The organism is Paenibacillus sp. FSL H3-0457 (assembly GCF_037981725.1).
Classification (GTDB): domain Bacteria; phylum Bacillota; class Bacilli; order Paenibacillales; family Paenibacillaceae; genus Paenibacillus; species Paenibacillus amylolyticus.
Map to the genome: position 1 here is coordinate 2,992,791 of NZ_CP150283.1, position 23,626 is coordinate 3,016,416.

Consider the following 23,626-nt stretch of genomic DNA (forward strand, 5'->3'; position numbering starts at 1 on the left):
TGTTTGTTGTTTTTTGTCCTTTATCAGCGAAACTGATAAATGCTATAAAATCATTGAAATTGACCCTCAACACCCGGTGTGTTAGGTTTTAGAGAGAAGAAATTAAATTAATGTGATGATTTTAGTCGGAATTAAAATCGAAGCAATGCGCGAGGTGGCAAACAGTGGAACTACAAGTGACAAACAGCCCTTTTAATCAAGAACAAGTTGAACTGCTTAATCGTCTTATTCCTACATTGACCGATGGACAACGTACTTGGTTGAGCGGATATATTGCAGCAATTCAGGCAAGCGCGACAATAGCGGCTCCAGCTAACCTGGTACAGGCTGCACCAGCTACAGGTATTGCACCTGTCAGTGCTCCGCCAGTATCCCGGGAAGTTACCGTGCTTTTTGGTTCACAAACCGGGAATTCCAGTGGCCTATCGAAAAAGCTGGCCAAGAAACTTGAAGAGCAAGGTCTTCAGGTAACGTTGTCATCGATGGGAGATTTCAAACCGAACGGACTCAAGAAAATTGAAAATCTCCTCATCATCGTCAGTACGCATGGCGAAGGCGAACCACCAGATAATGCGATTCCGCTGCATGAATTCCTGAACAGCAAACGGGCTCCGAAGCTTGAAGGACTTCGTTACTCGGTGTTGGCTCTGGGAGATACCTCCTATGAGTTCTTTTGTCAGACAGGTAAGGACTTCGATAATCGGTTGCAGGAGTTGGGTGGTACAGCCCTCGTACCACGCGTGGACTGTGATGTTGATTTTGATGAAGCAGCTGCAGAGTGGATGAATGAAGTACTGGCATCCTTAAGCAGTACATCTGCTGGTGCGAGTACGGTAACCACTGAGGCTGTCACAGCAGCGGTGAGCGGCGGGGAATCCGAATATGATCGCACGAATCCATTCAAGGCTGAAGTGTTGGAGAATCTCAATCTGAATGGCAGAGGATCGGACCGTGAAACACGCCACATTGAGTTGTCTTTGGAAGGCTCCAGCCTGGATTACGAGCCAGGTGACAGCCTTGGGGTATTCCCTGAGAATCATCCGCGCCTTGTAGATGAATTGATTGCAGCCATGGGATGGAATGCCGATGAACGCGTGACCGTGAATAAAAACGGCGATCAGGCATCTGTGTACGAAGCGTTGCTGCGTTATTTTGAAATTACAGCTGTGACGAAACCGGTCGTGGAACAACTTGCGAAACTGAATCCTGGGAGTGGCCTGACAGCGTTACTCGCAGATGATTCCGAATTCCGCACGGTCATGAATAGCTGTGATCTGCTGGATCTGGTTCAGGATTATAATCTGAAAGGGATTCCTGCCGGAGAGTTCGTAGCTGCTCTTCGTAAAATTCCGGCACGTCTGTACTCCATAGCGAGTAGTTCGAAGTCTTTCCCGGATGAAGTTCATCTTACCGTTCGCTCGGTACGTTATGAAGCGCGTGGCAGAGAACGTTACGGTGTATGCTCGGTACATCTGGCTGAACGAATTGAAGCTGGCGACACCCTGCCTGTATATATACAACATAACCCGAATTTCAAGCTGCCTGAGAACCCGGATACACCGATCATCATGGTTGGCCCAGGTACAGGTGTAGCGCCGTTCAGATCTTTCCTTGGTGAGCGTGAAGAAACAGGAGCAGAGGGCAAGACATGGCTGTTCTACGGAGATCAGCATTTCGCCACGGACTTCTTGTACCAGACGGAATGGCAACGTTGGCTCAAAGATGGTGTGCTCACTAAGATGGATGTAGCCTTCTCACGTGATACGGAACAGAAAGTGTATGTACAACATCGCATGCTGGAACACAGCAAAGAACTGTACCATTGGCTTCAGGAAGGTGCAAGCGTATATATCTGTGGTGACGAGAAAAAAATGGCACATGATGTGCATGCTGCGCTCACCACGATTCTTGAACAAGAAGGCGGTTTATCGCCTGAGCAGGCATCGGAATATCTGACACGGTTACAGCAGGAGAAACGTTATCAGCGGGACGTCTATTAATCACCGGCCCAGCCGGATTGCACCATCCCGCAGAGACGAGAGGAGAAAGCAGCATGGTTTATAATAACTTACTTAACCCACAGCGCACGAATAGCGATGTGGAAGATATAAAGATCAAAAGTGATTACTTGCGCGGAAGTCTGACCGAAACGTTGGCTGATCGTATCACGGGGGCTATTCCAGAGGACGACAACCGTCTGATGAAACACCACGGTAGTTATATGCAGGATGACCGTGACCTGCGTAACGAGCGTCACAAATCCAAGCTGGAACCTGCATACCAATTCATGTTACGTGTGCGTGCTTCCGGTGGGATTGTAACCCCGGAGCAGTGGTTGATGATGGATCGGGTAGCGCATAAATATGCGAATGAGACGATTCGTCTGACCACACGTCAGTCTTTCCAACTGCATGGCGTACTGAAGTGGGATCTTAAAAACACCATTCGCGAAGTGAACGATTCGTTGTTAAGCACACTGGCTGCATGTGGTGACGTAAACCGTAACGTGATGTGTAACCCAAATCCGAATCAATCTGATGTGCATGCTGAAGTGTATGAGTGGGCATGTCAGGTGAGCAATCATTTGGACCCTCGCACCCGGGCTTATCATGAGCTGTGGCTGGACGGAGAGAAAGTGGTTGATTCCCAGGACTCGGACGAAGAAGTTGAACCAATCTATGGCAAAGTGTATTTGCCACGGAAGTTCAAAATCGGTATTGCTGTACCACCATCCAATGATGTGGACGTCTATTCACAGGATCTTGGCTTTATTGCTATTGTGGAGAACGGCAAGTTGCAAGGCTTCAACGTTTCCGTAGGAGGCGGCATGGGGATGTCTCATGGTGACGCCAAAACCTATCCTCAGGTGTCCAAAGTCATTGGTTTCTGTACGCCGGAGCAAATGATTGATGTTGCAGAGAAAACAGTTATGATTCAGCGTGATTATGGAGATCGTGCAGTTCGTAAACATGCTCGTTTCAAATATACGCTGGATGATCGTGGTGTGGAGTGGTTTGTCGAAGAGCTGACCACCCGTCTGGGATGGAAACTGGATGCGGCACGTCCATATCATTTTGAGACTAACGGAGATCGATATGGTTGGGTAAAAGGTAATAATGGCAGATGGCACTACACGCTGTTCATTCAGAATGGTCGTGTAAAGGATGTTGATGGATATCCTCTCATGACGGGTTTACGTGAAATTGCCAAAGTGCATACGGGTGATTTCCGTCTGACTGCGAACCAAAATCTAATCATCGGTAATATTAGCAGCCAGAAAAGGAAAAAGATTGAAGCGCTGATTCAGCAGTACAATCTGACCGATGGTGCACATTACTCAGCGCTGCGCAGAAGTTCAATGGCTTGTGTTGCGTTTCCGACCTGCGGCCTTGCGATGGCTGAGTCCGAACGTTACTTGCCGTCCCTGATCGACAAACTGGAGCCTGTACTCGACGAAGCCGGGCTGAGAGACGAAGAAATTGTCATTCGGATGACCGGCTGCCCGAACGGATGCGCAAGACCTATGCTGGCAGAGATTTCATTTATCGGTAAAGCACCAGGGAAATACAATATGTATCTCGGTGGCAGCTTCACTGGACATCGCTTGAATAAGCTGTACAAAGAAAACATTGGTGAAACTGAGATTCTGGACACGTTAACTCCAATGGTGAATCAGTATGCCAAAGAGCGCAATGAAGGGGAACATTTCGGAGACTTTGTCATTCGTGCGGGTTATGTTTCTGAAGTGTTGGATGGTCGACAATTTCACGCTTAATTGACCGAGTAAGATAACTGAAATTAGGACTGATTTAGGGCGGAAGCATTCCTTTATGGGGTGCTTCTTGTCTGCTATATATGGAGTGAATAGAGGTAACGTTAGTTGCTACTGAGAGATTTATGAGAGGATAAACTGAGGCTAATCTTCAAATGGAGATGGATAATCACCGCAGTTATTCCCATTATTTCGTGTGTATTAACTTGTTGAAGTACGCTCAACAAGATATAATGGCATAGTAGAAAGCAGATTAAATGTTGAAAGTGAGCGGAAACGATATGGGTCGTAAGTGGAATAATATCAAGGAAAAGAAAGCTTCAAAAGATGCAAACACGAGCCGGGTCTACGCTAAATTCGGCGTTGAGATCTATGTAGCTGCCAAGAAGGGCGAACCGGACCCGGAAGCGAACCGTGCACTGAAAGTCGTGCTGGAACGTGCCAAAACGTATAATGTACCCAAAGCCATCATTGATCGTGCGATGGAAAAAGCAAAAGGCAGCGGGGATGAGAACTATGAAGAGTTGCGTTATGAAGGCTTCGGACCGAATGGTGCGATGGTCATCGTTGATGCACTCACTAACAATGTGAATCGTACAGCGCCTGAAGTGCGCTCTGCGTTTAACAAAAACGCTGGCAACATGGGTGTCAGTGGTTCTGTTGCTTACATGTTTGATCCAACAGCGGTTATCGGTATAGAAGGCAAAAACTCCGAGGAAGTACTGGAACTTTTGCTTGAAGCAGATGTGGATGTACGTGATATCGTGGACGAAGACGATGCTGTAATTGTATATGCAGAACCGGATCAATTCCACGCTGTACAAGAAGCATTCAAAGCTGCGGGTGTTACTGAGTTCACAGTAGCCGAGCTGACGATGCTTGCGCAAAACCATATTGAACTTCCAGAGGATGCACAAGCTCAGTTCGAGAAACTGATCGATGCGCTTGAGGACCTTGAAGATGTTCAGCAAGTTTACCACAACGTAGAGTTCGTATAAGAGAACGAGATGATACGTGGTTTGATTGCATCTTTGTAGCCTTGTCAGGGTAGGACAAATATGAAGAATTCATCATTTTTATAGCTCAGCAAGGGTATACATGTTTGCGCTTGGTGCTTTTTATGATGATATACGTTTTCCTATCTAAGATGTCTAAGGGCAGTATTAAAACTCACTTTTTGTATGGGAAAATCCATATAAGGAGTGAGTTTTTTTATGTTATTTGAAGATGGTTACAAAGAGTTTCTTTTTGATTAGGAGATCAAGGACTATAGTATCCCCACTATAAAAGGATATAGGGTATTTCTGAATTACTTATGTAATTTGCTGAAAAAAGAAATCCAGTGCTAGGTTTGAAATGGATGAGAGAACCTAAAGTTAAACTAGTGAGGCTGAAAACAAGGCGAATGGTAAAGAAGCAGCATATTTTAACGAAGATGGAAGTTATGTTACTGTTGAGGATGAATCAGGTTTAATTATTCAAGTAAGTAACAGAAACGATCCAGATTGGGAACCGGATAGTACAATAAAAATTCTTACTCACCAAGAAAGGAGAAAAAAATGAGTCTTTCAAAGAATAACATTATAGACAAAGCAACAATACGTGGTGGTCTGTATTTATATAGTTTTTCGGATGCGATTGATCTAATTACTTACTGTAAGGATAATAACTTTAGCATCTTAGGAATCGATGCTTTTATAATCTCCAAGGATAAAACACAACCAGTAAGTGAGCATAGTGTTGACTATTCTGCTTCTCAGCAAAAAGGGAATTGGGACAGGGCTATTACATTTATCCAGAGTAAATCGAGTTTGAATCATATGTATGAAGTTATTTACTCGTAGGAAAGAGATACATCTATTGAAGAACGAACATACTCCGTTCTGGACTTGATGACATATAAAGCTATGGTCCAATTCGTTACTAAATATTCAGAGAAGAATCCTTCTGCGAGTTTTGAACAGTTTTAGAGTTTGTGAAACTTTCGGGCTCATGTACTCCAATCGACTCTAACTCATGGAAAGTGGAAGAACAATCTCGTTAGATAGTCTTTTAATTTACTTTGTGCGAAAAAACACTATTAGCACTGAGCTATTAGTGTTTTTTGTGTCTCATTATTTTTCTCATTGGATGAATTAAGCATTTCATACTGTTCCTGAAAGTGCTTAGTGATGGCTTCTTTTCTAATTTGATCGAATGTTTTACCCTTTGTTTGATCTTGTATATCACCATGTATAGGTCCTAATGATCCGACCACATCCAATAGACTTTTCTTCTTAGATGCATTCTTGTTTTCGGTCATTAACGATCATTCCTTGTATTCTGTTAAAACAGTACATCCTAAATGTGTTTTTTGGTGATCACTTGCCAAACTTTTAATCCTAGTGAATAAGCAATGAGAATCATAGTCTGATTCCATTGAATCTTATATTCCTTTTTATCAATTGTAGCCTCTGTAAGTATATTCGTGATTTTATCAGCTGTTAATGGTGTATTCAATTTCTCAAATCGATTTAGGTGCATATAATGTTCTTCATTCTCTTCCCCATTGTAATCATCAATTTCAACAATACCTGTAGCTATCCCTCTTGCAATTATTCCTACACCACTACTATAGAGATAAACAATATCGTTTGCTTCGATTGTGTCGATATAATGCTTCCAAGGGCTATAGTAAGCGGCACATTTCATGTTACTAATCATGTCACTTTCAGCTTGGGGGTTGTTTGATTTATTTGTATTAATGATATACACCTTTGGCATGTTCTCATTCCTTTTCACAATAGTAACTATAATTATATACAGTTTTAACCATAAATGATACGATAGGTAAAGGATTTCATAAAAAAGTGGAGGTATATTTATATGGCTGGAGCACCTGAATGGACAAAATCTGAAAATCTAGCTATTTACATGTTTTTGGAGAAATATCCTCACAAATCAAGCGAAGAAATAGCTGAGAAGATTTTCAATAACAGCTTACTAAAAATCACTTCTTCATACATAGAAATAACGTGAATACAATTAAGCGGCATGTAGACTTGCTACGAAAGCCTGAGCATCAGGGTAGGCTCTTTGTACAAGATTATAAAAATCTTGAAGAAGAATAGAAGATCATCAATTTACATAAAGTTGACCAAAGATTGATGCAGTGCTAATTGCACTGTATCTTTATATTACACAAAATGATTAAATATAGTACGACAAAGAATGTAATATTGTATAATCTTAATTTAATCTTGTGTATTTAGTATAGTGCTGCAACTGTTTATGTTGTTGAGATTTAAGGGTGAATTTCAAGTGATTAGGAGCTAATTATTAAATGATTCCACAAAACATAGTTAAACAAAATATCTTAGATGCTATAGCTGTAATACATAAAGAGGGTGTACCAAAAGAGAGAGAATCAACTAAATATCATTTAAGGTATAATGGTGGGCTGTATCCACCGAAATATGTAATAAGTGTTGCAAATAGGTTTGCTAATGGACATGCTTTAAGTCGTGATAGGTTTAATGGGGGAGCAGAAACTAACAACTTTCTTAAGCGATTAGGGTTTGAAGTTATAGAAGAAACTTTAGCTACAAAAAATGAAATGCAAATGTCAGAAGAACAAACATTTAGAGTGGGAGAGTATTATTCGCGGAATGATATATATCAGAAATTAAATGTTCCAAAAGCTAAACAAAAAGGCCATTGGAATACTGGATATACTCAATATGAGAAGGATTCTTTCATCTTTGCAAATGTGGGAACCGCAGGGCGAACCGGACATGACCATCCAAATCGGTTTGATGGAAATGATCTTATTTGGTATGGGCGAAATAAAAGTACATTAACACAGAGTTCTATACAATCCCTAATCAATCCAGAGGGACGAACATATATATTCGCGAGAGAAGATAGTAATGATCCTAAATTTTTGTTTTTAGGAAATGGAAGAGCAAAAGACTATTTTGATGAAAGTCCAGTTAAAATAATATGGTCTTTTGATAATGAAACTGAAAATCATCCAGAAATTCTTGCGGAAGAAGTCAATGAACTTGAAATATATACTGAAGGTTCTGTAAAGAAAGTATCAGTAAATGTATATGAAAGAAATCCAATAGCTAGGAAGAAGTGTATAGAACATTATGGATTAGGCTGTCAAGTATGTGGGTTTAACTTTGTTAACATTTACGGAATTATCGGTGAGAACTTTATCCATGTTCATCATTTGAAGCCTTTGCATGAGATTAGTGAAAAATATGAAATTGATCCAGTGGAAGACTTACGCCCTATATGTCCGAACTGCCATGCTATGTTACATAAACGTAAACCGGCATATTCCATTGAAGAACTAAAACGGATTATTAAAGATAAAGTTACCGATACGCCTCATTGATGTTGTCTCTAATGCTTTAACTACATTTAAGAAGGATAAACATGTAATCTGTCATAGTAAAATAACTCATAATTTGGTATGATAAATGTATAAAATTCCATACAAAAAGTGAGAGAAATACAAATATAAGCACGCTGTACAGGAAGCATTCAAAGCTGCGGGTGTTACTGAGTTCACAGTAGCCGAGCTGACCATGCTTGCGCAAAACCATATTGAACTTCCAGAGGATGCACAAGCTCAGTTCGAGAAACTGATCGATGCGCTTGAGGACCTAGAAGATGTTCAGCAAGTTTACCACAACGTAGAGTTTGTTTAAGATAACGAGACGATACGTGGTTTGATTGTATAAAAAGAGTGTCTGACCAATCTATGGGATTGGACGGACACTCTTTTTTGTTCGTTTACGAGTCAGACTGCAACGTTCCAGGGGACTGCTCTGATTTTTCCGATTTACCCCCACCGAACTTGAACAACACAATTCCTCCCACTATGACAAGTACACCCAGCAGCTGATTCCACGAAAAAGGAATTTGCTCCAGACCGAGCCACCCCATGGAATCAAACAATAGAGCAAAGCTAAGTTGGGATGTTAGCACGATCGAGATGGCATATGTGGGACCAAGCAACTTCATGCCTTGCACGAGACAGAAGACCACGCCAACGCCGATGGCTCCACTGAGCCAGTACCAGGGTTGCATATGCTGGAAGCTGAATGTATTTTTGCCCTCCACTAGCAAGGAGATGAGGAAAGAAGCAATGAATCCGGTGAAAAGCACCATCGTTGTTGTAGACCATGAACCGGTGCGTTCATTGACTTTACTATTAAAAATCGTTTGCAGACTGACAAGTGCACCTGCCAGTAGCGCAAGCGAAATACCTGTGATTAACATGGTTGTCGAACTCCTTATTCATAAATGTTGTGGCCTGTTATTTCACGTAGACCCGCCCGGTCCTTGATCATAATCAATCCCTGATGTCGTTCAATTAACCCGTCTGCACAGAGCTTCTGGATGACCCGGTTCAGGTGTCGGTAACTGGTGCCGATCAGATTCGCGATGTCGGTCAGATTGAACGCGTCCAGCTCTTCATGAACGACATTGCCCGCTTCTTCTGTTGAGATGGAGAGCAGGTAGCTGACTAGACGAACCTCAACGGGATACATCAGGTTGAAATTGGAAAAATTCGAGTCAATGTAGAATTTGTGAGAGATGATTTTAAGCAAAAATTTAAGTAAAGGTGCATAATCGCTGGCAAGCTCAGCAAGCCATTGATAATGAATGCGAAGCATCACCACAGGTGACACGGCCTGGACCGTATTAACAATATCGCTTTCACGGACATACTCTATGTCACCGACAACTTCAAGCGGTGTTTTGAAACAAAGCACCAGCGTTTTGTCCTGAGCGGAGGTGGTGAAAATCTTGATTTTACCCTCGACCAGTACGTACAAATATTCGGAAGTTTCCCCTTCACGACAGATCAGTTCACACTTCTCAAAGTGGCATAATGTCATATGTGTACGCAGGGGCTCGTGAAATACAGTTTCGAGTTGATAATGCTTCAGATATTGTATTAATTGTTGCTCGTTATGGATCTCTTGCACGCTGTGATTCACCCCCGACGATATGTTTCAATCGTTCTCCAAAAACTATAGTTTCATAATAATGACACCAGTCACCATTAAGGCAATGCCCAAAAATTGCGGCAGTTTCATCTTTTGTTTTACCACGCCAAACCATCCGTTGCTATCCACCAGAAAAGTCAGGAACAGCTGCGCAATGAGCAAGGCCGAGATCGTGAATGTAACCCCAATTTGCTGAATTGCTGTCACTTCGCTGAAAATAATGACGGCGCCAAAAGCACCTCCAGCCAAGTACATAGGTTTTACTTGTTTGAGTCCTTGAAGGTTGGTGTCTCTAACAAACATTAGGATCAGCGCAGCTAAGATGAATCCTGTCAGTTGTGTAATCGTAGCGGCCTGCCATGTGCCCATGTCGGTGCTAATCCGAGTATTGGCAACCCCTTGGAGCGTGATACACGCGCCGCCCAGTAGTGCAAAAATAATTCCTCTCATATGTACGCTCCTTATTCAATCACTTCGACTTCTATTATTAAATGATAAATTAACTCTGAAAGCCAAGGACAAATGTCCTGACCTTTGAAGTCACAGCATTTAGAGTACAATAAAGAACTCGGGAAATCCAGATGGGGCATGAAGAGAGGCGTGGCATATGTGCTCAGTACTCATTGTTCATCATAATCAAACGAACTAGTGACACCATATTGTACTAATTCGATTGAATTGAGAGATCTAACGAATCTCAGTAACGTTAAATGGGTTATGTCGGGTAGAAATGGGCGGTAAAACAGGGGGAATGGAGGCATAGGGTGTCTACGATTCGTTACTTTCGAAAATAGGCAAATATTCGCTAAATAGAGTGTGTCAGGTTCGTTGCTACCCAAGAACTGAAACGAGAGTCTGCCCAGCGTCCCCGGAGCATAGTAAGTATCCAAAGCTCCAGGGTAGGACAGGCAATGAGATTAGAAGCAATCAGTTAGAAGATCCTCTCCGTACAAATCCAATGATCCTACTAGATCACAGTGTACACAGGCTTCTCGTTTACAAAACGAACAGACAATTCGGGAAAACGTTCTGCCAACCTGTCTGCTAATAGCTTCATCCCCGAAGCCTCGCTCTCTGCATGCCCCATCATGATCAGTGCCTTGGACTTGCCCTGTTGCACGGCATCACGGATATATTCCGGTGTCTCCCATTCGAATCCTTCTCCAGCAATGATGAGGTCCACTTGCTCGTTCTGAATCAAGGGAATCGTGACATGTCCATTACCACGAAAACCTACCAGTACCGCTGCGCGTTTACAGACTATTTCCGCATGGCCTGCAACGCGTACATAATCGATGCCTAGGGAACTTTTCACATGGTGAGCAATAGCTTCAACGGTACTTCCTTCCGGAAAAGAAAGGATGTCTGCTTCTGGTATTCGTTGCTCCACATAAGAGGACCACCCCAAGGCCTGAATCAGTCCTTCGGTAATGCCATCCGGTTGGAAGCGGTGGATGATATCATGACATCGATAGATGGAAATGCCTGCTTCGTCGATCAGCTTTCTTTTGTCCATATAAACCGAATCATTTGCAAGCCAATCCGTATGACTGTGATGGTTATAGAACGGAGATTCATGCGCAATAATTAAGTTAGCACCTTGCTGTATGGCTTGTTCAATCACATATTGTGTGGGCATAAAAGCTATGATAATACCTGTGACCTTACGATCAAGTGAGCCGGTAATGAGCTGATCCACCGTGTTTTCCGGCAGTGCAATGTTATCTAAGAGATGAAGTACAACGTCTTGAACTGTAAGATCCATAGAATACATTCCTCCAATAATAGGATATAAAAATAGTGTACCATGTTGACATCTGAAATCTACTGCCTTCCAGATTATAGGGGTCAGTTTTATGGTTTTCGGTTAATACTAAAACATACAGATTACAGTCAGTTAAGATAACAACCAAGAAAAGTGTTAACTATGTACAGATGTTGGATTCATATAGTTTTCTCAAACAAGAATAAGTATACTTACATAGAGTCTTTTTTGCATTAAATGGAGCTGTTTGCAACAAACACGGTTTCTATTTCAATATATACTGAGATTCGATTGAGGATAAGCACTCATATGCAACAACAGAACAGATTGTGAAAGGGGATAACTACGATGACAGCAACAACTATTATGGAACGTTTGAAGAGCGAGACAGCTCATCACCACAGACAAGTAGAACAGAACCCTTATGCAAAAGCCATTATGAATCAAACTGTGACTATAGAAGAATATAGAACATATTTAGAGAAATTTTATGGATTCCTGAAACCGCTGGAGGATCAGGCTGTACAGCAGCCTTTCTGGGAAAGTACGGGACTGGATATTGAGATTAGAGGCAAGGCTGGACTCTTGGAAAAAGATTTACGTAATCTGGGTGCCAGTGAAGAAGAGATTACTCAACTTCCGCTCTGTAAAGAACTGCCGGATATTTCAACACCTGCCCGTTTGTTCGGATATCTGTATGTAATTGAGGGGTCCACGAACGGTGGACAGATTATGACCAAACGTTTGTCGCAGTTCCTGCCGATTGAAGCCGATCGTGGATTGGAATATTTCAATGCCTACGGCTCAGAGACAAGAACAAGATGGAGTGAGTTTACAGGTTTGCTGCAGCAATCCATCAGCACTCCTGAAGATCATGACAACATGGTGCACAGTGCATCAGAGACATTCCGACTGCTGGACCAGTGGATTAATACGGACAAGTAACATCCCTTTTCATCAACCTGAACGCCTGTAGGGCGGACATTTTTCATATATTAAAAGGTATCTATATAAGTTGAAATAATCATTCCAACTTATATAACATCATGAGAGGGGATTTTCCTGGCCATGGCCGAACCGAAGTCCAAGAAAGAACAAAATTTGTTAAACCGCACACTGCTTCATCAGGGGACTTACACGAATGATCCTATAGATCTGAATAACTGTGATAAAGAACCCATTCATATCCCCGGCTTTATTCAACCTCATGGTGTTCTTTTGGCCATCAATACCACTCATACGCCAACCATTGTTCAGTGTAGCCAAAATACGGAGGACCATCTGGGTATCGCCTATGAAGACGTTCTGGGCATGCCTTTGGAAAATCTGATTGGCGAGGAAGATGTACGCAAACTGTTGGCTAGAAGCTTCAATGCAGCTGTAACCTCTGATTTGCATTACATGGACCTGACCATTAAGGTATCCGGTGAAGACCGGATCTTTTCTTCTGTTCTTCATGAAAGTGAAGGTCTGCTTATTCTGGAAATTGAGCCTTTATATGAAAAAGAGGACATGGAGACTACCGACTTTGAGTGGATATCCCGTTTCTTTGGTCGGATCAAAAGTACAGATAGTCGCGTGGAAGCAAGTCAGATTGCGGCTGAACAGGTGAAGGAAATGCTCGGTTATGACCGAGTCATGATCTATGAGTTTGACGAGCAATGGAATGGTAAAGTAATTGCTGAAGCGCGGGAACAAGAACTCGAACCATTCCTTGGACACCACTATCCGGCTTCGGATATTCCAAAACAGGCTCGGGAATTGTATCTTCGCAATTGGCTACGAACCATTGTGAATGTCGATTATAAACCCGTCGAGATTGTGCCTATGCTCCAACCGCTCACAGGCAAACCGCTAAATTTGAGTCTTTCGGTCCTGCGCAGCGTATCTCCTCTTCATATCGAATATTTGCATAATATGGGTGTAAGTGCGACCGTTACGATCTCGCTTATTCATAACAATCAACTGTGGGGACTCATTACATGCCATCATTATTCGGCCAGATATGTACCCCATCGCGTACGGAATCTGTGCAATTTTCTGGGCGCGTTTTTCTCGAATGAATTGTTCCAGCGTCAGCAACTCGATGATTATCAAGCAGAGATTCAATCACGTGAAGCTGCTTCACGAATTGCCAACATTTTTATTGGAAATACAAGTCCTGCCCGAGTTCTAGAGGAATTACAGGGAGAAGAAGAGACAGTGTTAAACCTGATGGATGCTGCCGGAGCAGCGATCTGTTACCAGGACAAGCTGTTGTTGTATGGTGAAACGCCAAACAGCGGACAGATTCGTGAACTGGCAGGTTGGCTTGCAGGAAAGTCCGAGGATTATAGTTATTACACGTCGAAACTTAGTTCAGAGTATGAAACATCCAAAGCTTATCAGGATAAGGCTTCCGGAGTTATTTATGTTGCCATTTCGCCTGGACAGCATAACTACATGCTCTGGTTCCGACCTGAGGTCGTCCAGATTGTCGATTGGGCGGGTGACCCAGCCAAAGCGGTGCTCAAGACGGATGACGGCATGCGTCTGTCCCCTCGTAAATCATTCGAGAAGTGGCGTGAGGTTGTAAAATCCACTTCGTATCCTTGGACATCCAAAGAGCTGAGCGTGTTACCTTTACTCAAAACCATTGTACGTCGGCAGACAGAAAACCAGTTGGTTCAGGCCGAAGAACAAGCGCTGCAGAATGCTCGTATTTTGCGACAAAATGAACAGCGTTATTTGCAGTTAATGGATTACTCGCCCGTAGCATTCTTTACTTTGACTGACGGTCAGATTATCTACTGTAATACGAAGGCTGCCGAGCTGCTCGGGTTCGAGAGTTCCAAAAACCTGATGGGCAAGGACTTCAGGGCGTTTGTACCAGAGCAAACGAGAGTGACGTTACAACAGAATTTTGAGGAATTAAAGCACAATAACACAAGTTTGATTACCAGCCAGTCGTATTTCACCACAGCAGCAGGTACCTCATTGTTGCTTGAAATTACACTTGCTTCTGTTACGCACGCGGGTAAACCTTCTGTGATGGTTCTGTTGCACAGCGGCGCGTCCCACCATGAACAGGACAATTACACTGAAACGACGAGCCAGCTGCAGAGTTATCTGACGACAGATCCGTTAACGGATATGCCGATTCAGACGGTATTCAAGTCACAGCTTCAGACTGATTGGGATGACTGTTTACTTGAAAAATGCAGTCTGGGACTGCTCATTATAGATATTGATGATTTCCGTTCGTATAATGCTGCATATGGCCTTCAAGGAGGCGACCTGTGTCTGCAATGGATCGGTGAGGTGCTTACGGTGGTTAGCGAACAGCATCATGCCTTGATCTCTCGTCTTCGTGGAGGCACATTCATGTTAAAATTGAAGAGTACAACGTCTGATTATGCAGGAGAACTTGCTGAAGAGATTAGACAGCACGTGCTGGCTCTCCAGATTCAAAGGGAATCATCCGGTCCGAGTGGAATCGTCACAGTTAGTGTCGGTGGTGCAGTAATGGTGCCAGATGAGCATTCCAATGCATCCGATCTGATCGAAAAAGCCAGTCGGGCGTTGGTACAAGCCAAAAGTGAAGGGAAAAATCGGGCAATTGTCGTGTAATTACGCCTTTGCAAGGATCGTTTTGAAACGATACAATCATTATTTGAAAAAAGTTAAATAGACATGATGAAAAGAGGGCAGAAATGCCTTCTTTTTTGTGTCCAGGAATGTCTAAATTTCGTCACCGCAGACACAGGACAAGTGATATAATGATCCCTATGGATACACTTGTTCGTATTCTGTCTTGGAGGAGGGTGAGATAACGTTCTATGAAAGACAACTCAAGACAATTGGAATTTATGGAGATAGATCTGAGTGAAGAACCTGAAACAGCAGCAGTTCCGGTTCCTGATCGTTCAACCATTGTGCAGTCTGCACATGAACCGATGCAGCATCGTGGAGGCATATTGTCCTCAGAGAAACGTTTTGTAGAGGAAGCAAAGCAGTGGGTAGAGATGGAGGGGGATGTATCCCCGTGGGTTCCCTTTATGAGTTACTGGCCAACGTATGGCGTGATGAATGAAGCCCAGCGAAAGTGGTATATGTTTTGGAGGAAGGAAGTACGTCAGGGGAGATACCCGGATACCGATCTGTCCTATCTATTTGTTCATATCTACGAGTTAATTAATGGCATTGGCTGGCAGAATCCTCAGGATGGTTATGATCAATTGAAGCAGCTATGGGTGAACTACCGTGAACGGCTGCCTCAATTAAATATATATATGCAAGAATGGATGGTCGATTATGTGCTGGTCCATCAGATGGAGATGTCCTTATCCGAGGTCATGGGCCTTTCGGGCGGATACCTGCCAGCAGAGATGCTGGATAGGGAACTGCAACGTATTTTACAGGATAAGGTATCGGATATCTCGCTGAATATGCTGCAAAGATACTATGATTACGATATTACACTCAGTAAATTTTATAGAGATGGCGGCAAAGAAGTTATGGAGCAGTACATCCCGCGGGTCATGGCTTTGATTGATTCGTACCTGGAACGTACGCGACAAGTTGGACTGTTGCCTGAGTGTGATCCCAACGATGAACGCACGATGGAGCGTATTCTGTTTCGCAAAGCAGTCTATGAAGATTCGATCTATGGAAGATCGGTATCGTTCAGATATATGCCCATAGGTGAACAGGCTGAATTTGTGCAGATGGTCACGCGAATCTATCGATGTACTGAAAATAAACTTCGTGAACTGCTCGGATTCAGAGGCCGATTGCGAGGACAGACTCTTGAGCCTGAACTTGCAAATCTGATTGAACGTTACCTGGACAAAACATATGCGATCGAGCAGGCGGAGTCTGTGGAACAACCGATGATTCGTATTGATTCAGAGAAACTGGCATCGTTACAGCAGGAAAGTGAGTACGTGCGATTGGCGCTTACAATTGAGGCTGAGCACCCTTCTGAAGTGAAGGATGAAGAGGTTAATAGCGCAAATGTTACAAGTAATCCATTCGATGTACTGGAAGCAAGGAATGAGATCACTCCAACTGAAGGTTCCGTGGAGTCGGAGCCATCCGCAGTAGAGAATGCAACAGGAGTGTCAGCAGAATCAATTGGGCTGCAATGGGACGTGGGGGCAGAGGCTGATTTGGATGAAAAATGGCTGCTCTTTGCCCAGGAACTCTCCTCTCAGCAGGTGCAAACGATTCATGTTCTACTTGGCGCAAGTCCAGATACGGAGCTGATGCGTCTGGCTGAGCAATATGGAACGATGCCTACGCTTCTGTTGGATGAAATTAATGATGTGGCTATGGAAACGATTGGTGATCTTCTGATTGATGGTGATCGGATTGTTCCTGATTATATAGATGTGTTCGAACATGTGAAGAGGTGATACGCAGTGACAGAACTTAAAATACCAAAGCGGCTGACCACCGCACTTGTAAATTCATTAACGGCGGGTGTTGTCCCGCGCATAGGACTGGAGCAGATTGCTGTTGGTCGGAAACCGGAAGTGGAAGCCATCTTGCGGGATATGGACAATATTGCGGAGGGTGGCGCTGCGTTTAAACTCATTACCGGCCGTTACGGTAGCGGTAAAAGCTTTCTTTTGCAGATGATTCGTAACTATGCGATGGACCGTGATTTCGTTGTGGCAGATGCGGATCTGTCACCTGAGCGACGATTGGTGGGAACCAAAGGGCAGGGACTTGCGACATATCGCGAACTGATGACTCGTCTGTCTACACGCACACGCCCGGATGGGGGAGCGTTGGAGCCAATTTTGCAAAAATGGATCGCAGGACTGCAACAATCCACGATGCAGAGTCAGAACCTGCGCCCGGATGATCCCGCTCTGCCGCTTGAGGTAGAAAAGCAGATCTACGCGGTGACAGGAGAGATGCAGAATCTGGTCCACGGCTTTGATTTTGCCAAAGTACTTGCTTCTTACTGGAATGGGTACAAGCTCGCTGATGATGATCGCAAACAGGCGGCGCTTCGCTGGCTTCGAGGAGAATTTGCAACCAAAACGGAAGCAAAAAAAGAACTGGCTGTTGGGGTTATCATTGATGATGACAACTGGTATGACTACTTCAAATTGTGGTCTGAATTCACAGCGCGCATTGGTTACAAAGGATTACTGTTGTTCATTGATGAAGCGGTGAATCTGTACAAAATTACAAACAGTGTCTCCCGTCAAAGCAACTATGAGAAATTGCTGACGATGTTTAATGATACGATGCAGGGCAAAGCGGAGCATCTGGGCATATTTGTAGGCGGTACGCCGCAATTTGTGGAGGATGAACGGCGTGGATTATACAGCTATGAAGCGCTTCGCTCCAGGCTTATTGATGGTCGTTATGCAGCCAAAGCGTATGCGAATTACACAGGACCGATCCTGAAGCTGGCGATGTTATCGCATGAAGAGATTCTGATTCTGCTCCAGAAGCTGCGACAGATTCATGCCCTGCATTTTGGATACAGCGCAAGTCTGACGGATGAACAATTGGTTGATTTTATGCAAACGGCGGTGAACCGGCTGGGTGCGGATGAATTGTTGACCACGCGTGAAGTGGTACGCGACTTTATGGATGTACTGCATACGCTACACCAGAACCCTGAAGTGACTTATACTCAATTACTTGGCGAGCGGGTTGCCAAACCTCAGGAAACGGGTAAAGGGGCAGATGCTTCCGCGAATACAGATGATCTGGACGACTTTCTGGCGGAGTTTGAATTATGAGTGATAATCCGTTCTATCGGCTGGCTCCGTTTGTTCAGGAATTTATATATAAAAAAAGATGGGAATCGCTTCGTCCTGCTCAGATTGAGGCCTGCAATATCTGTTTTCATACCCCGCATCATATGCTGATTGCGGCGGGAACGGCCTCCGGCAAGACGGAGGCGGCTTTTTTTCCTGCATTGACCGAGCTGTATGAACGGCCTTCCAAGTCGGTTGGTATTTTGTACATTGGACCTCTGAAAGCCCTGATTAATGATCAATTCGAACGGCTTAAGGATCTGTTATCCGAAGGAAATATTCCGGTTTGGCATTGGCACGGGGACGTACCTCAGGCGGAGAAAACAAAACTGATGAAGAATCCGTCCGGTGTGCTCCAGATAACGCCAGAATCGCTGGAAGGTCTGCTCATGAATCGACCAAATGCAATCCCGGCGCTGTTTCATGACTTGCGATATGTCATCATCGATGAGGTACATGCCTTTATGGGAGCGGATCGGGGCATTCAAGTACTCAGCGAGCTTGCCAGAATCGAGCGTATGGCTGGCTGTGCACCGCGAAGAGTGGGCTTGTCGGCTACACTTAGTGACTATGATGCGGCTACATCTTGGCTTGCTGCCGGAACGCAGCAGGGGGTGGATGTGGTCTCTTCCCCGGGCGGTCGCAAGTTGCGACTGCGGGTGGAACATTTCTCTTTTCCAGATGCGCAGGACGAGGAGCAGGCGGAGCAACTTCATAACGCACGCAAAGCCTACTACGACTTCATCTATGAGAGTACACATCGTAAAAAAGCGCTGATCTTCACCAACAGCCGAACGGATGCAGAAGTCACCATTCTTGAGATGCGGCGAGTCGCGGCTCGCAGGCAAGAGCGTGATGTGTTCCATGTGCATCATGGAAGTATCTCGGCCATGCTGAGGGAAGAGACGGAAGCTGCCCTACGCACTGGATCGGGGCCCGCGGTTGCTGCGGCAACGGTCACGCTTGAACTGGGAATTGATCTGGGCGAACTGGAACGTGTGGTTCAGCTCGGTGCACCGTATAGTGCGTCCAGCTTTGTACAGCGTCTTGGACGTTCAGGGAGACGAGAGGACATGGCATCGGAGATGCTTTTTGTATGTCCGGAGGAAGAGGATGAGGAAGCGCAATTGCCAGCACGTATGCCGTGGACGTTGATGCGTGCGATTGCTGTTATCGAACTATATGTAAAAACCAAATGGGTCGAGCCGCTTGAAGCTCGCAAAATGCCCATAGGTGTGCTCTACCATCAGACGATGAGCACGTTGAAAAGTATGGGGGAGGTGGAGCCGAGAGATCTTGCGGAAGCCATCCTTTCGCTGGCCCCATTTGCGTTGATTAGACCTGATCAATATCAGGTATTCCTGAATTACCTCATTGAGACGGATCATCTGCAATGGACAGAGGATCGAACATTGATCATCGGTCTGACAGGTGAGAAAATTGTGAATAATTATCGCTTCTATGCCGTGTTTAAAGACGATGAGGAACATAAAGTACTAAACGGCTCGGAAGAGATTGGTTCGATTACAACCGTGCCCCCACCTGGCTATTGCTTCTCGCTCGCAGGCAAACTGTGGAAAGTGGAAGAGGTTGATCATAAGCACAAGGCTGTGTATGTAAAGTCTGCAAAAGGTAAAGTAGATACGTTATGGCTTGGCGCGGGAGGAGATATTCATACGTCGGTAGTACAGAAAATGCGTGAAGTGTTGTCCGACTCGACCATCTATCCCTATCTGTCACCACAAGCCGTCAATCGACTTGAACGGGCGCGCCGCCTAGCTCGTGAAAGCGGACTGTTGAAGCAGGTCGTGATTCCGGCAGGGGGAGATTCGATGTATGTTCTTCCTTGGGTAGGAAGTAAATCATTCCGTACATTGGAGCGCCTGATGAAGCATAATCTATCCAAGAAACTTGCCTTGCGTTCGGTTGTGCCCATGGAGCCATATTATTTTGTAGTGTCTGGCAAGGTCGACGAACGAACATTGTTAGCCGAGATCATGAGTGAGTGTCGAACGGCTGAAGACGCATCTGCGTTACTGGCTGAAGATGAAGCGCCTTATCTGGGCAAGTATGATGAATTTGTCGCGCCGCCTTTGATCCGTGAGGCTTTTGCTGTGGATGGGCTGGATCTGGATGGATTGAAGGAAGGTTTACAGCAAACATTGGAGTGGGACTCCTCAGGCTCCAATCGGACATGACGTTTTTACGTAATCAGAGTACTCGAAGCATGGTACAGCGATCGAAGCGACTCGGTGTAATAATTTAGTTCAACTTTTTATACGGAATAGGGTTGACACCATCTCACCTCCCATGTAATATATGAAAAGTCGTCACACACGAATTACATCAAATTGCATATATCATTTCGTATAACCTCGCAGGCCGAAAGTGTACACAGGGCGAGGGTCTCTACGGGAAGCCTATACTTCCTAACTACGATGCCAAGGAATCAATGTATTCCTTGCTCGTAGTTAGGATTTTTTGCATTTAGATGGTGTCTGTGACCTTGGCATGAACCAACATGCAGGCGTATTTTTCTTATCATCAGGAGGTTTATTCACAATGAAATATTATCTGTCCGTTCTCGCGGGAGCGATGAGCTATGGCATATTATCCACGATTGTGGTTCTGGCGTACGGCGAAGGATACAAACTTGGAGAGGTTGTGGGAGCACAGCTGATCACGGGTTTTCTTCTATCCTGGATGCTGGCGCTATACACAAAATTTAGAACAAAACGTAAGTCACAGGCAAATGGCAAAGCATCAGGAGCCATGGCACAGGTATTCAAGCGGTTGACGTGGAAACAACGTCTGATATTGATGGCTGCCGGAACACCAACGGTAATTACAGGTCTCGTGTATTATCAGTCTTTACGTTATATCCCGGCTTCACTTGCCATTATCCTGTTGTTCCAGTTCACTTGGATTAGCGTATTGATTCAGGCGATAAGCAAACGTCAACGTCCAGACAAAGTCACGTTCCTGACGTTGATCATTCTGTTTGGTGGAACCTTGCTGGCAGCGGGTTTCCTGGAACAAGGATTGGGTGAGTTCAACGGTCTGGGTATTGCTCTTGGACTAATGGCAGCCGTAAGTTATTCCCTGTTTGTCTTGTTCAGCGGTAAAGCGGTTCCTTCAGCGCATCCAGCCTTCCGCAGTGCGTGGATGGTTACAGGCGGATTGATCCTGCTGTGCATTTTGTTCCCGCCGACATTCCTCTTTAACGGATTGATCTGGAGCCAGTTGCTTGTATTTGGATTGCTGCTTGGATTCTTCGGGGCATTCATTCCACCAGTACTGTTCGCTATCGGCGTTCCGCATATTGGTGGTGACATGGCCGGAATCCTGGGTGCAGTGGAGCTTCCAATTGCAGTTTTGTTATCCTCAATCGTGCTCCATGAGCATGTCAGCGGATTGCAATGGTTCGGAGTTATTATTGTACTCATTGGTGTAGCCCTGCCAGAGTTGTATAAATTACGCATGAGACGAAGTCGGAATACACCGATCTATTCCTGAATTATACCAAAAGGGATATTGCGAAGCGTGAACGGGAATACCCGTAGATAAGCCTGAGAAATCAGGCTTTTTTGATTGAAATATTTTTGCTCAAACGCAATAGCCCAGAGGGGTCATTTTCATTGTCATGCGAATCAGGTATGCTTAAAGAATACATCCGTCTGTGGATTGAATATTGATGGGACATCGAATGAGGAGTGTTTATATGAAAAGCTGGTTTGGAAAAACATGGCCTTGGTTAACGCTGGGTCTTACCGTTGTTGTACTGCTTGGATCATTTTTGGTTTATTTTATGGGCAAAGACTTATCCCCGGGATCGGGAAGTGCTGTAACTGCACAAGCCGAGACAACGGAGGATTTGAAGGGATATGAAGTCATTGATGTGGACGTAAGTAATGATGGTTTTGGACCAGACGTTATCGAGGTGAAAGCTGGCGTACCAACCAAAATCAACTTTATTCTGACCCGGTCGGTGACACATGTGAAATCAGTGGGATCACAAAAGCTTGGCATGGATCTATACATGCAAAAGGGACCCAATTATTATACGGTCGACAAAGATTTGCCCAAGGGAGAATATGAGATCCATTGCGGCATGTACATGATATATGCAACGATTAAGGTCGTATAAGCAGAAGGAGCAAGGTTTCGGGTCACCGAGCTTTGCTCCTTTTTTTGGTGCGTGATATCATGGAAAAGTGGGTAAAATCGATCAGGAGGTGGCGAAATGAAAGCGCTATTTATTGGAGGGACAGGCACCATCAGTACGGCCATTACGGAGATGCTTGCACAGCAAGGCTGTGAACTTTATTTAATTAATCGCGGCAATCGGAACGATGAGTTGCCAGCAGAAGTCAAGGTACTTCAAGCGGATATTAATGACGAGGCACGTGTAGCGGAACTGATAGCTGATCTGGAATTTGATGTTGTGGCGGATTTTATCGCTTTTGTACCGTCTCAATTGGAGCGAGATTACCGTTTGTTCAAGGATAAAACAAAGCAGTTTATATTTATAAGTTCAGCATCAGCGTATCAGACTCCTCTGGCTGATTACCGGATCACGGAAGGTACGCCCTTATCGAATCCATATTGGGAGTATTCTCGCAACAAGATTGCCTGTGAAGACTATCTGATGAAACAATACCGCGAGCATGGATTCCCTGTGACCATCGTGCGTCCGAGCCATACGTATGGCGACAAATCGGTACCTCTCGGTGTTCATGGTGCTCAAGGCAGTTGGCAGGTTCTCAAACGTATCCGTGAAGGAAAACCCGTTATCATCCATGGAGATGGCACCTCACTGTGGACCATTACGCACAATACTGATTTTGCCAAAGGGTTTATCGGGCTGATGGGAAATATCCATGCCATTGGTGAATCGGTACATATCACCTCGGATGAATCCGTCACCTGGAATCAGATTCATGAGATTATAGCTGGCGTGTTGGGTGTTAAGCTTCATGCGGTACATGTACCCTCTGAGTTCTTGGCCGCATGCAGTGATCAGGATCTTCGCGGCGGATTGCTGGGTGACAAAGCCAATACCGTTGTGTTTGATAACAGCAAGCTGAAGCGGCTTGTTCCGGAATTTGTAGCAACGACAAGAGCTGATCAGGGCATTCGACGTACGATTGAGCACATTCTGGCGCATACTGAGTTACAGACCGAAGATCCGGAATTTGATGCCTGGTGTGACAAGGTCGTTGGCGCATTGGACGAAGCGTTATTAAAGATCAGAGATGAGAAATGAGAAGTAAGGCGTTCATGATCAAGTGTTTACATTCATGCGCTTAATCGTTAT

The 23,626-nt window shown here is 44.6% G+C and carries 20 protein-coding genes, 1 pseudogene and 1 riboswitch; of the genes and pseudogenes, 15 read left to right on the forward strand and 6 right to left on the reverse strand.

Annotation, left to right across the window (positions count from 1 at the left end; genetic code table 11):
• The first annotated feature begins 164 nt into the window (after positions 1 to 164).
• From MHH25_RS13480 to MHH25_RS13495, 4 genes are all read left to right on the forward strand, one after another.
• Complete coding sequence (locus MHH25_RS13480; protein WP_340020211.1) at positions 165 to 2,000, forward strand: assimilatory sulfite reductase (NADPH) flavoprotein subunit; 1,836 nt, start codon at positions 165 to 167, stop codon at positions 1,998 to 2,000.
• A 53-nt stretch (positions 2,001 to 2,053) separates the two neighbouring features.
• Positions 2,054 to 3,775 (forward strand): assimilatory sulfite reductase (NADPH) hemoprotein subunit, encoded by a 1,722-nt coding sequence (cysI, locus tag MHH25_RS13485; protein WP_340020213.1) that lies wholly within the window; start codon positions 2,054 to 2,056, stop codon positions 3,773 to 3,775.
• Positions 3,776 to 4,053: 278 nt separating this feature from the next.
• The gene (locus MHH25_RS13490) at positions 4,054 to 4,770 is read left to right on the forward strand and encodes a YebC/PmpR family DNA-binding transcriptional regulator (protein ID WP_315796303.1); all 717 of its coding nucleotides are present in this window, start codon (positions 4,054 to 4,056) and stop codon (positions 4,768 to 4,770) included.
• A gap of 561 nt (positions 4,771 to 5,331) precedes the next feature.
• The gene (locus MHH25_RS13495; protein ID WP_340020214.1) at positions 5,332 to 5,616 is read left to right on the forward strand and encodes a hypothetical protein; all 285 of its coding nucleotides are present in this window, start codon (positions 5,332 to 5,334) and stop codon (positions 5,614 to 5,616) included.
• 236 nt (positions 5,617 to 5,852) lie between these two features.
• Here MHH25_RS13495 and MHH25_RS13500 read toward each other — a convergent pair whose 3' ends face one another.
• Together MHH25_RS13500 and MHH25_RS13505 are read right to left on the reverse strand one after the other, a co-directional pair.
• Positions 5,853 to 6,074 carry a hypothetical protein gene (locus MHH25_RS13500; protein ID WP_340020215.1) on the reverse strand — a complete coding sequence of 74 codons (222 nt, stop codon included), beginning with the start codon at positions 6,072 to 6,074 and terminating at the stop codon, positions 5,853 to 5,855.
• 38 nt (positions 6,075 to 6,112) lie between these two features.
• Positions 6,113 to 6,535, reverse strand: coding sequence for a hypothetical protein (locus MHH25_RS13505; RefSeq protein WP_076249507.1), 423 nt, complete (start codon positions 6,533 to 6,535; stop codon positions 6,113 to 6,115).
• A gap of 102 nt (positions 6,536 to 6,637) precedes the next feature.
• On the opposite strand from MHH25_RS13505, the gene MHH25_RS13510 reads away from it, so the two are divergent.
• The 3 genes and pseudogenes from MHH25_RS13510 to MHH25_RS13520 form a co-directional block, all read left to right on the forward strand.
• Positions 6,638 to 6,790, forward strand: coding sequence for a hypothetical protein (locus tag MHH25_RS13510; protein WP_340020216.1), 153 nt, complete (start codon positions 6,638 to 6,640; stop codon positions 6,788 to 6,790).
• Positions 6,791 to 7,094: 304 nt separating this feature from the next.
• Positions 7,095 to 8,156: a DUF3427 domain-containing protein gene (locus MHH25_RS13515; protein WP_083684213.1), complete on the forward strand. Its 1,062-nt coding sequence runs from the start codon at positions 7,095 to 7,097 to the stop codon at positions 8,154 to 8,156.
• A 94-nt stretch (positions 8,157 to 8,250) separates the two neighbouring features.
• Positions 8,251 to 8,472: pseudogene (locus MHH25_RS13520) on the forward strand (YebC/PmpR family DNA-binding transcriptional regulator); the annotation flags it as partial.
• An 85-nt stretch (positions 8,473 to 8,557) separates the two neighbouring features.
• Here MHH25_RS13520 and MHH25_RS13525 read toward each other — a convergent pair.
• From MHH25_RS13525 to MHH25_RS13540, 4 genes are all read right to left on the reverse strand, one after another.
• Positions 8,558 to 9,046: a DMT family transporter gene (locus MHH25_RS13525; protein ID WP_062834134.1), complete on the reverse strand. Its 489-nt coding sequence runs from the start codon at positions 9,044 to 9,046 to the stop codon at positions 8,558 to 8,560.
• Positions 9,047 to 9,060: 14 nt separating this feature from the next.
• Complete coding sequence (locus tag MHH25_RS13530; protein ID WP_340020217.1) at positions 9,061 to 9,759, reverse strand: cyclic nucleotide-binding domain-containing protein; 699 nt, start codon at positions 9,757 to 9,759, stop codon at positions 9,061 to 9,063.
• 45 nt (positions 9,760 to 9,804) lie between these two features.
• The gene (locus MHH25_RS13535) at positions 9,805 to 10,230 is read right to left on the reverse strand and encodes a DMT family transporter (RefSeq protein ID WP_036608521.1); all 426 of its coding nucleotides are present in this window, start codon (positions 10,228 to 10,230) and stop codon (positions 9,805 to 9,807) included.
• A gap of 517 nt (positions 10,231 to 10,747) precedes the next feature.
• Entirely contained in the window at positions 10,748 to 11,545 is a 798-nt protein-coding gene (locus tag MHH25_RS13540; protein WP_340020218.1) for a Nif3-like dinuclear metal center hexameric protein, read from the reverse strand.
• A 348-nt stretch (positions 11,546 to 11,893) separates the two neighbouring features.
• Between MHH25_RS13540 and MHH25_RS13545 the strand changes: the two genes are divergently transcribed.
• From MHH25_RS13545 to MHH25_RS13580, 8 genes are all read left to right on the forward strand, one after another.
• Positions 11,894 to 12,490 carry a biliverdin-producing heme oxygenase gene (locus MHH25_RS13545; RefSeq protein ID WP_340020219.1) on the forward strand — a complete coding sequence of 199 codons (597 nt, stop codon included), beginning with the start codon at positions 11,894 to 11,896 and terminating at the stop codon, positions 12,488 to 12,490.
• Between the two features lie 123 nt (positions 12,491 to 12,613).
• Positions 12,614 to 15,154, forward strand: coding sequence for a diguanylate cyclase (locus tag MHH25_RS13550; protein WP_340020220.1), 2,541 nt, complete (start codon positions 12,614 to 12,616; stop codon positions 15,152 to 15,154).
• Positions 15,155 to 15,363: 209 nt separating this feature from the next.
• Complete coding sequence (locus MHH25_RS13555; RefSeq protein WP_340020221.1) at positions 15,364 to 16,941, forward strand: TerB N-terminal domain-containing protein; 1,578 nt, start codon at positions 15,364 to 15,366, stop codon at positions 16,939 to 16,941.
• A gap of 6 nt (positions 16,942 to 16,947) precedes the next feature.
• A complete protein-coding gene (locus MHH25_RS13560; RefSeq protein WP_036670698.1) occupies positions 16,948 to 18,291 on the forward strand; it encodes an ATP-binding protein in 1,344 nt (447 codons plus the stop codon).
• Positions 18,288 to 20,507 carry a DEAD/DEAH box helicase gene (locus tag MHH25_RS13565; RefSeq protein WP_340020222.1) on the forward strand — a complete coding sequence of 740 codons (2,220 nt, stop codon included), beginning with the start codon at positions 18,288 to 18,290 and terminating at the stop codon, positions 20,505 to 20,507. The genes MHH25_RS13560 and MHH25_RS13565 overlap by 4 nt, the downstream gene beginning before the upstream one ends.
• Positions 20,508 to 20,654: 147 nt before the next feature.
• A riboswitch (purine riboswitch) is annotated at positions 20,655 to 20,765 on the forward strand.
• A 106-nt stretch (positions 20,766 to 20,871) separates the two neighbouring features.
• Positions 20,872 to 21,825, forward strand: a complete 954-nt coding sequence (locus MHH25_RS13570; protein ID WP_076318045.1) for a DMT family transporter — start codon at positions 20,872 to 20,874, stop codon at positions 21,823 to 21,825.
• Between the two features lie 205 nt (positions 21,826 to 22,030).
• On the forward strand, positions 22,031 to 22,456 hold the full coding sequence (locus tag MHH25_RS13575; RefSeq protein ID WP_340020223.1) for a cupredoxin domain-containing protein: 426 nt from the start codon (positions 22,031 to 22,033) through the stop codon (positions 22,454 to 22,456).
• Between the two features lie 96 nt (positions 22,457 to 22,552).
• Positions 22,553 to 23,575 carry an SDR family oxidoreductase gene (locus MHH25_RS13580; protein ID WP_340020224.1) on the forward strand — a complete coding sequence of 341 codons (1,023 nt, stop codon included), beginning with the start codon at positions 22,553 to 22,555 and terminating at the stop codon, positions 23,573 to 23,575.
• Positions 23,576 to 23,626: the final 51 nt, after the last annotated feature.

Coding starts and splice junctions, on each gene's coding strand:
- cysI (WP_340020213.1), top strand. CDS start 2,054: ATGGTTTATAATAACTTACTTAACCCACAGCGCACGAATAGCGATGTG.
- MHH25_RS13490 (WP_315796303.1), top strand. CDS start 4,054: ATGGGTCGTAAGTGGAATAATATCAAGGAAAAGAAAGCTTCAAAAGAT.
- MHH25_RS13495 (WP_340020214.1), top strand. CDS start 5,332: ATGAGTCTTTCAAAGAATAACATTATAGACAAAGCAACAATACGTGGT.
- MHH25_RS13500 (WP_340020215.1), bottom strand. CDS start 6,074: ATGACCGAAAACAAGAATGCATCTAAGAAGAAAAGTCTATTGGATGTG.
- MHH25_RS13505 (WP_076249507.1), bottom strand. CDS start 6,535: ATGCCAAAGGTGTATATCATTAATACAAATAAATCAAACAACCCCCAA.
- MHH25_RS13510 (WP_340020216.1), top strand. CDS start 6,638: ATGGCTGGAGCACCTGAATGGACAAAATCTGAAAATCTAGCTATTTAC.
- MHH25_RS13515 (WP_083684213.1), top strand. CDS start 7,095: ATGATTCCACAAAACATAGTTAAACAAAATATCTTAGATGCTATAGCT.
- MHH25_RS13525 (WP_062834134.1), bottom strand. CDS start 9,046: ATGTTAATCACAGGTATTTCGCTTGCGCTACTGGCAGGTGCACTTGTC.
- MHH25_RS13535 (WP_036608521.1), bottom strand. CDS start 10,230: ATGAGAGGAATTATTTTTGCACTACTGGGCGGCGCGTGTATCACGCTC.
- MHH25_RS13540 (WP_340020218.1), bottom strand. CDS start 11,545: ATGGATCTTACAGTTCAAGACGTTGTACTTCATCTCTTAGATAACATT.
- MHH25_RS13545 (WP_340020219.1), top strand. CDS start 11,894: ATGACAGCAACAACTATTATGGAACGTTTGAAGAGCGAGACAGCTCAT.
- MHH25_RS13550 (WP_340020220.1), top strand. CDS start 12,614: ATGGCCGAACCGAAGTCCAAGAAAGAACAAAATTTGTTAAACCGCACA.
- MHH25_RS13555 (WP_340020221.1), top strand. CDS start 15,364: ATGAAAGACAACTCAAGACAATTGGAATTTATGGAGATAGATCTGAGT.
- MHH25_RS13565 (WP_340020222.1), top strand. CDS start 18,288: ATGAGTGATAATCCGTTCTATCGGCTGGCTCCGTTTGTTCAGGAATTT.
- MHH25_RS13570 (WP_076318045.1), top strand. CDS start 20,872: ATGAAATATTATCTGTCCGTTCTCGCGGGAGCGATGAGCTATGGCATA.
- MHH25_RS13575 (WP_340020223.1), top strand. CDS start 22,031: ATGAAAAGCTGGTTTGGAAAAACATGGCCTTGGTTAACGCTGGGTCTT.
- MHH25_RS13580 (WP_340020224.1), top strand. CDS start 22,553: ATGAAAGCGCTATTTATTGGAGGGACAGGCACCATCAGTACGGCCATT.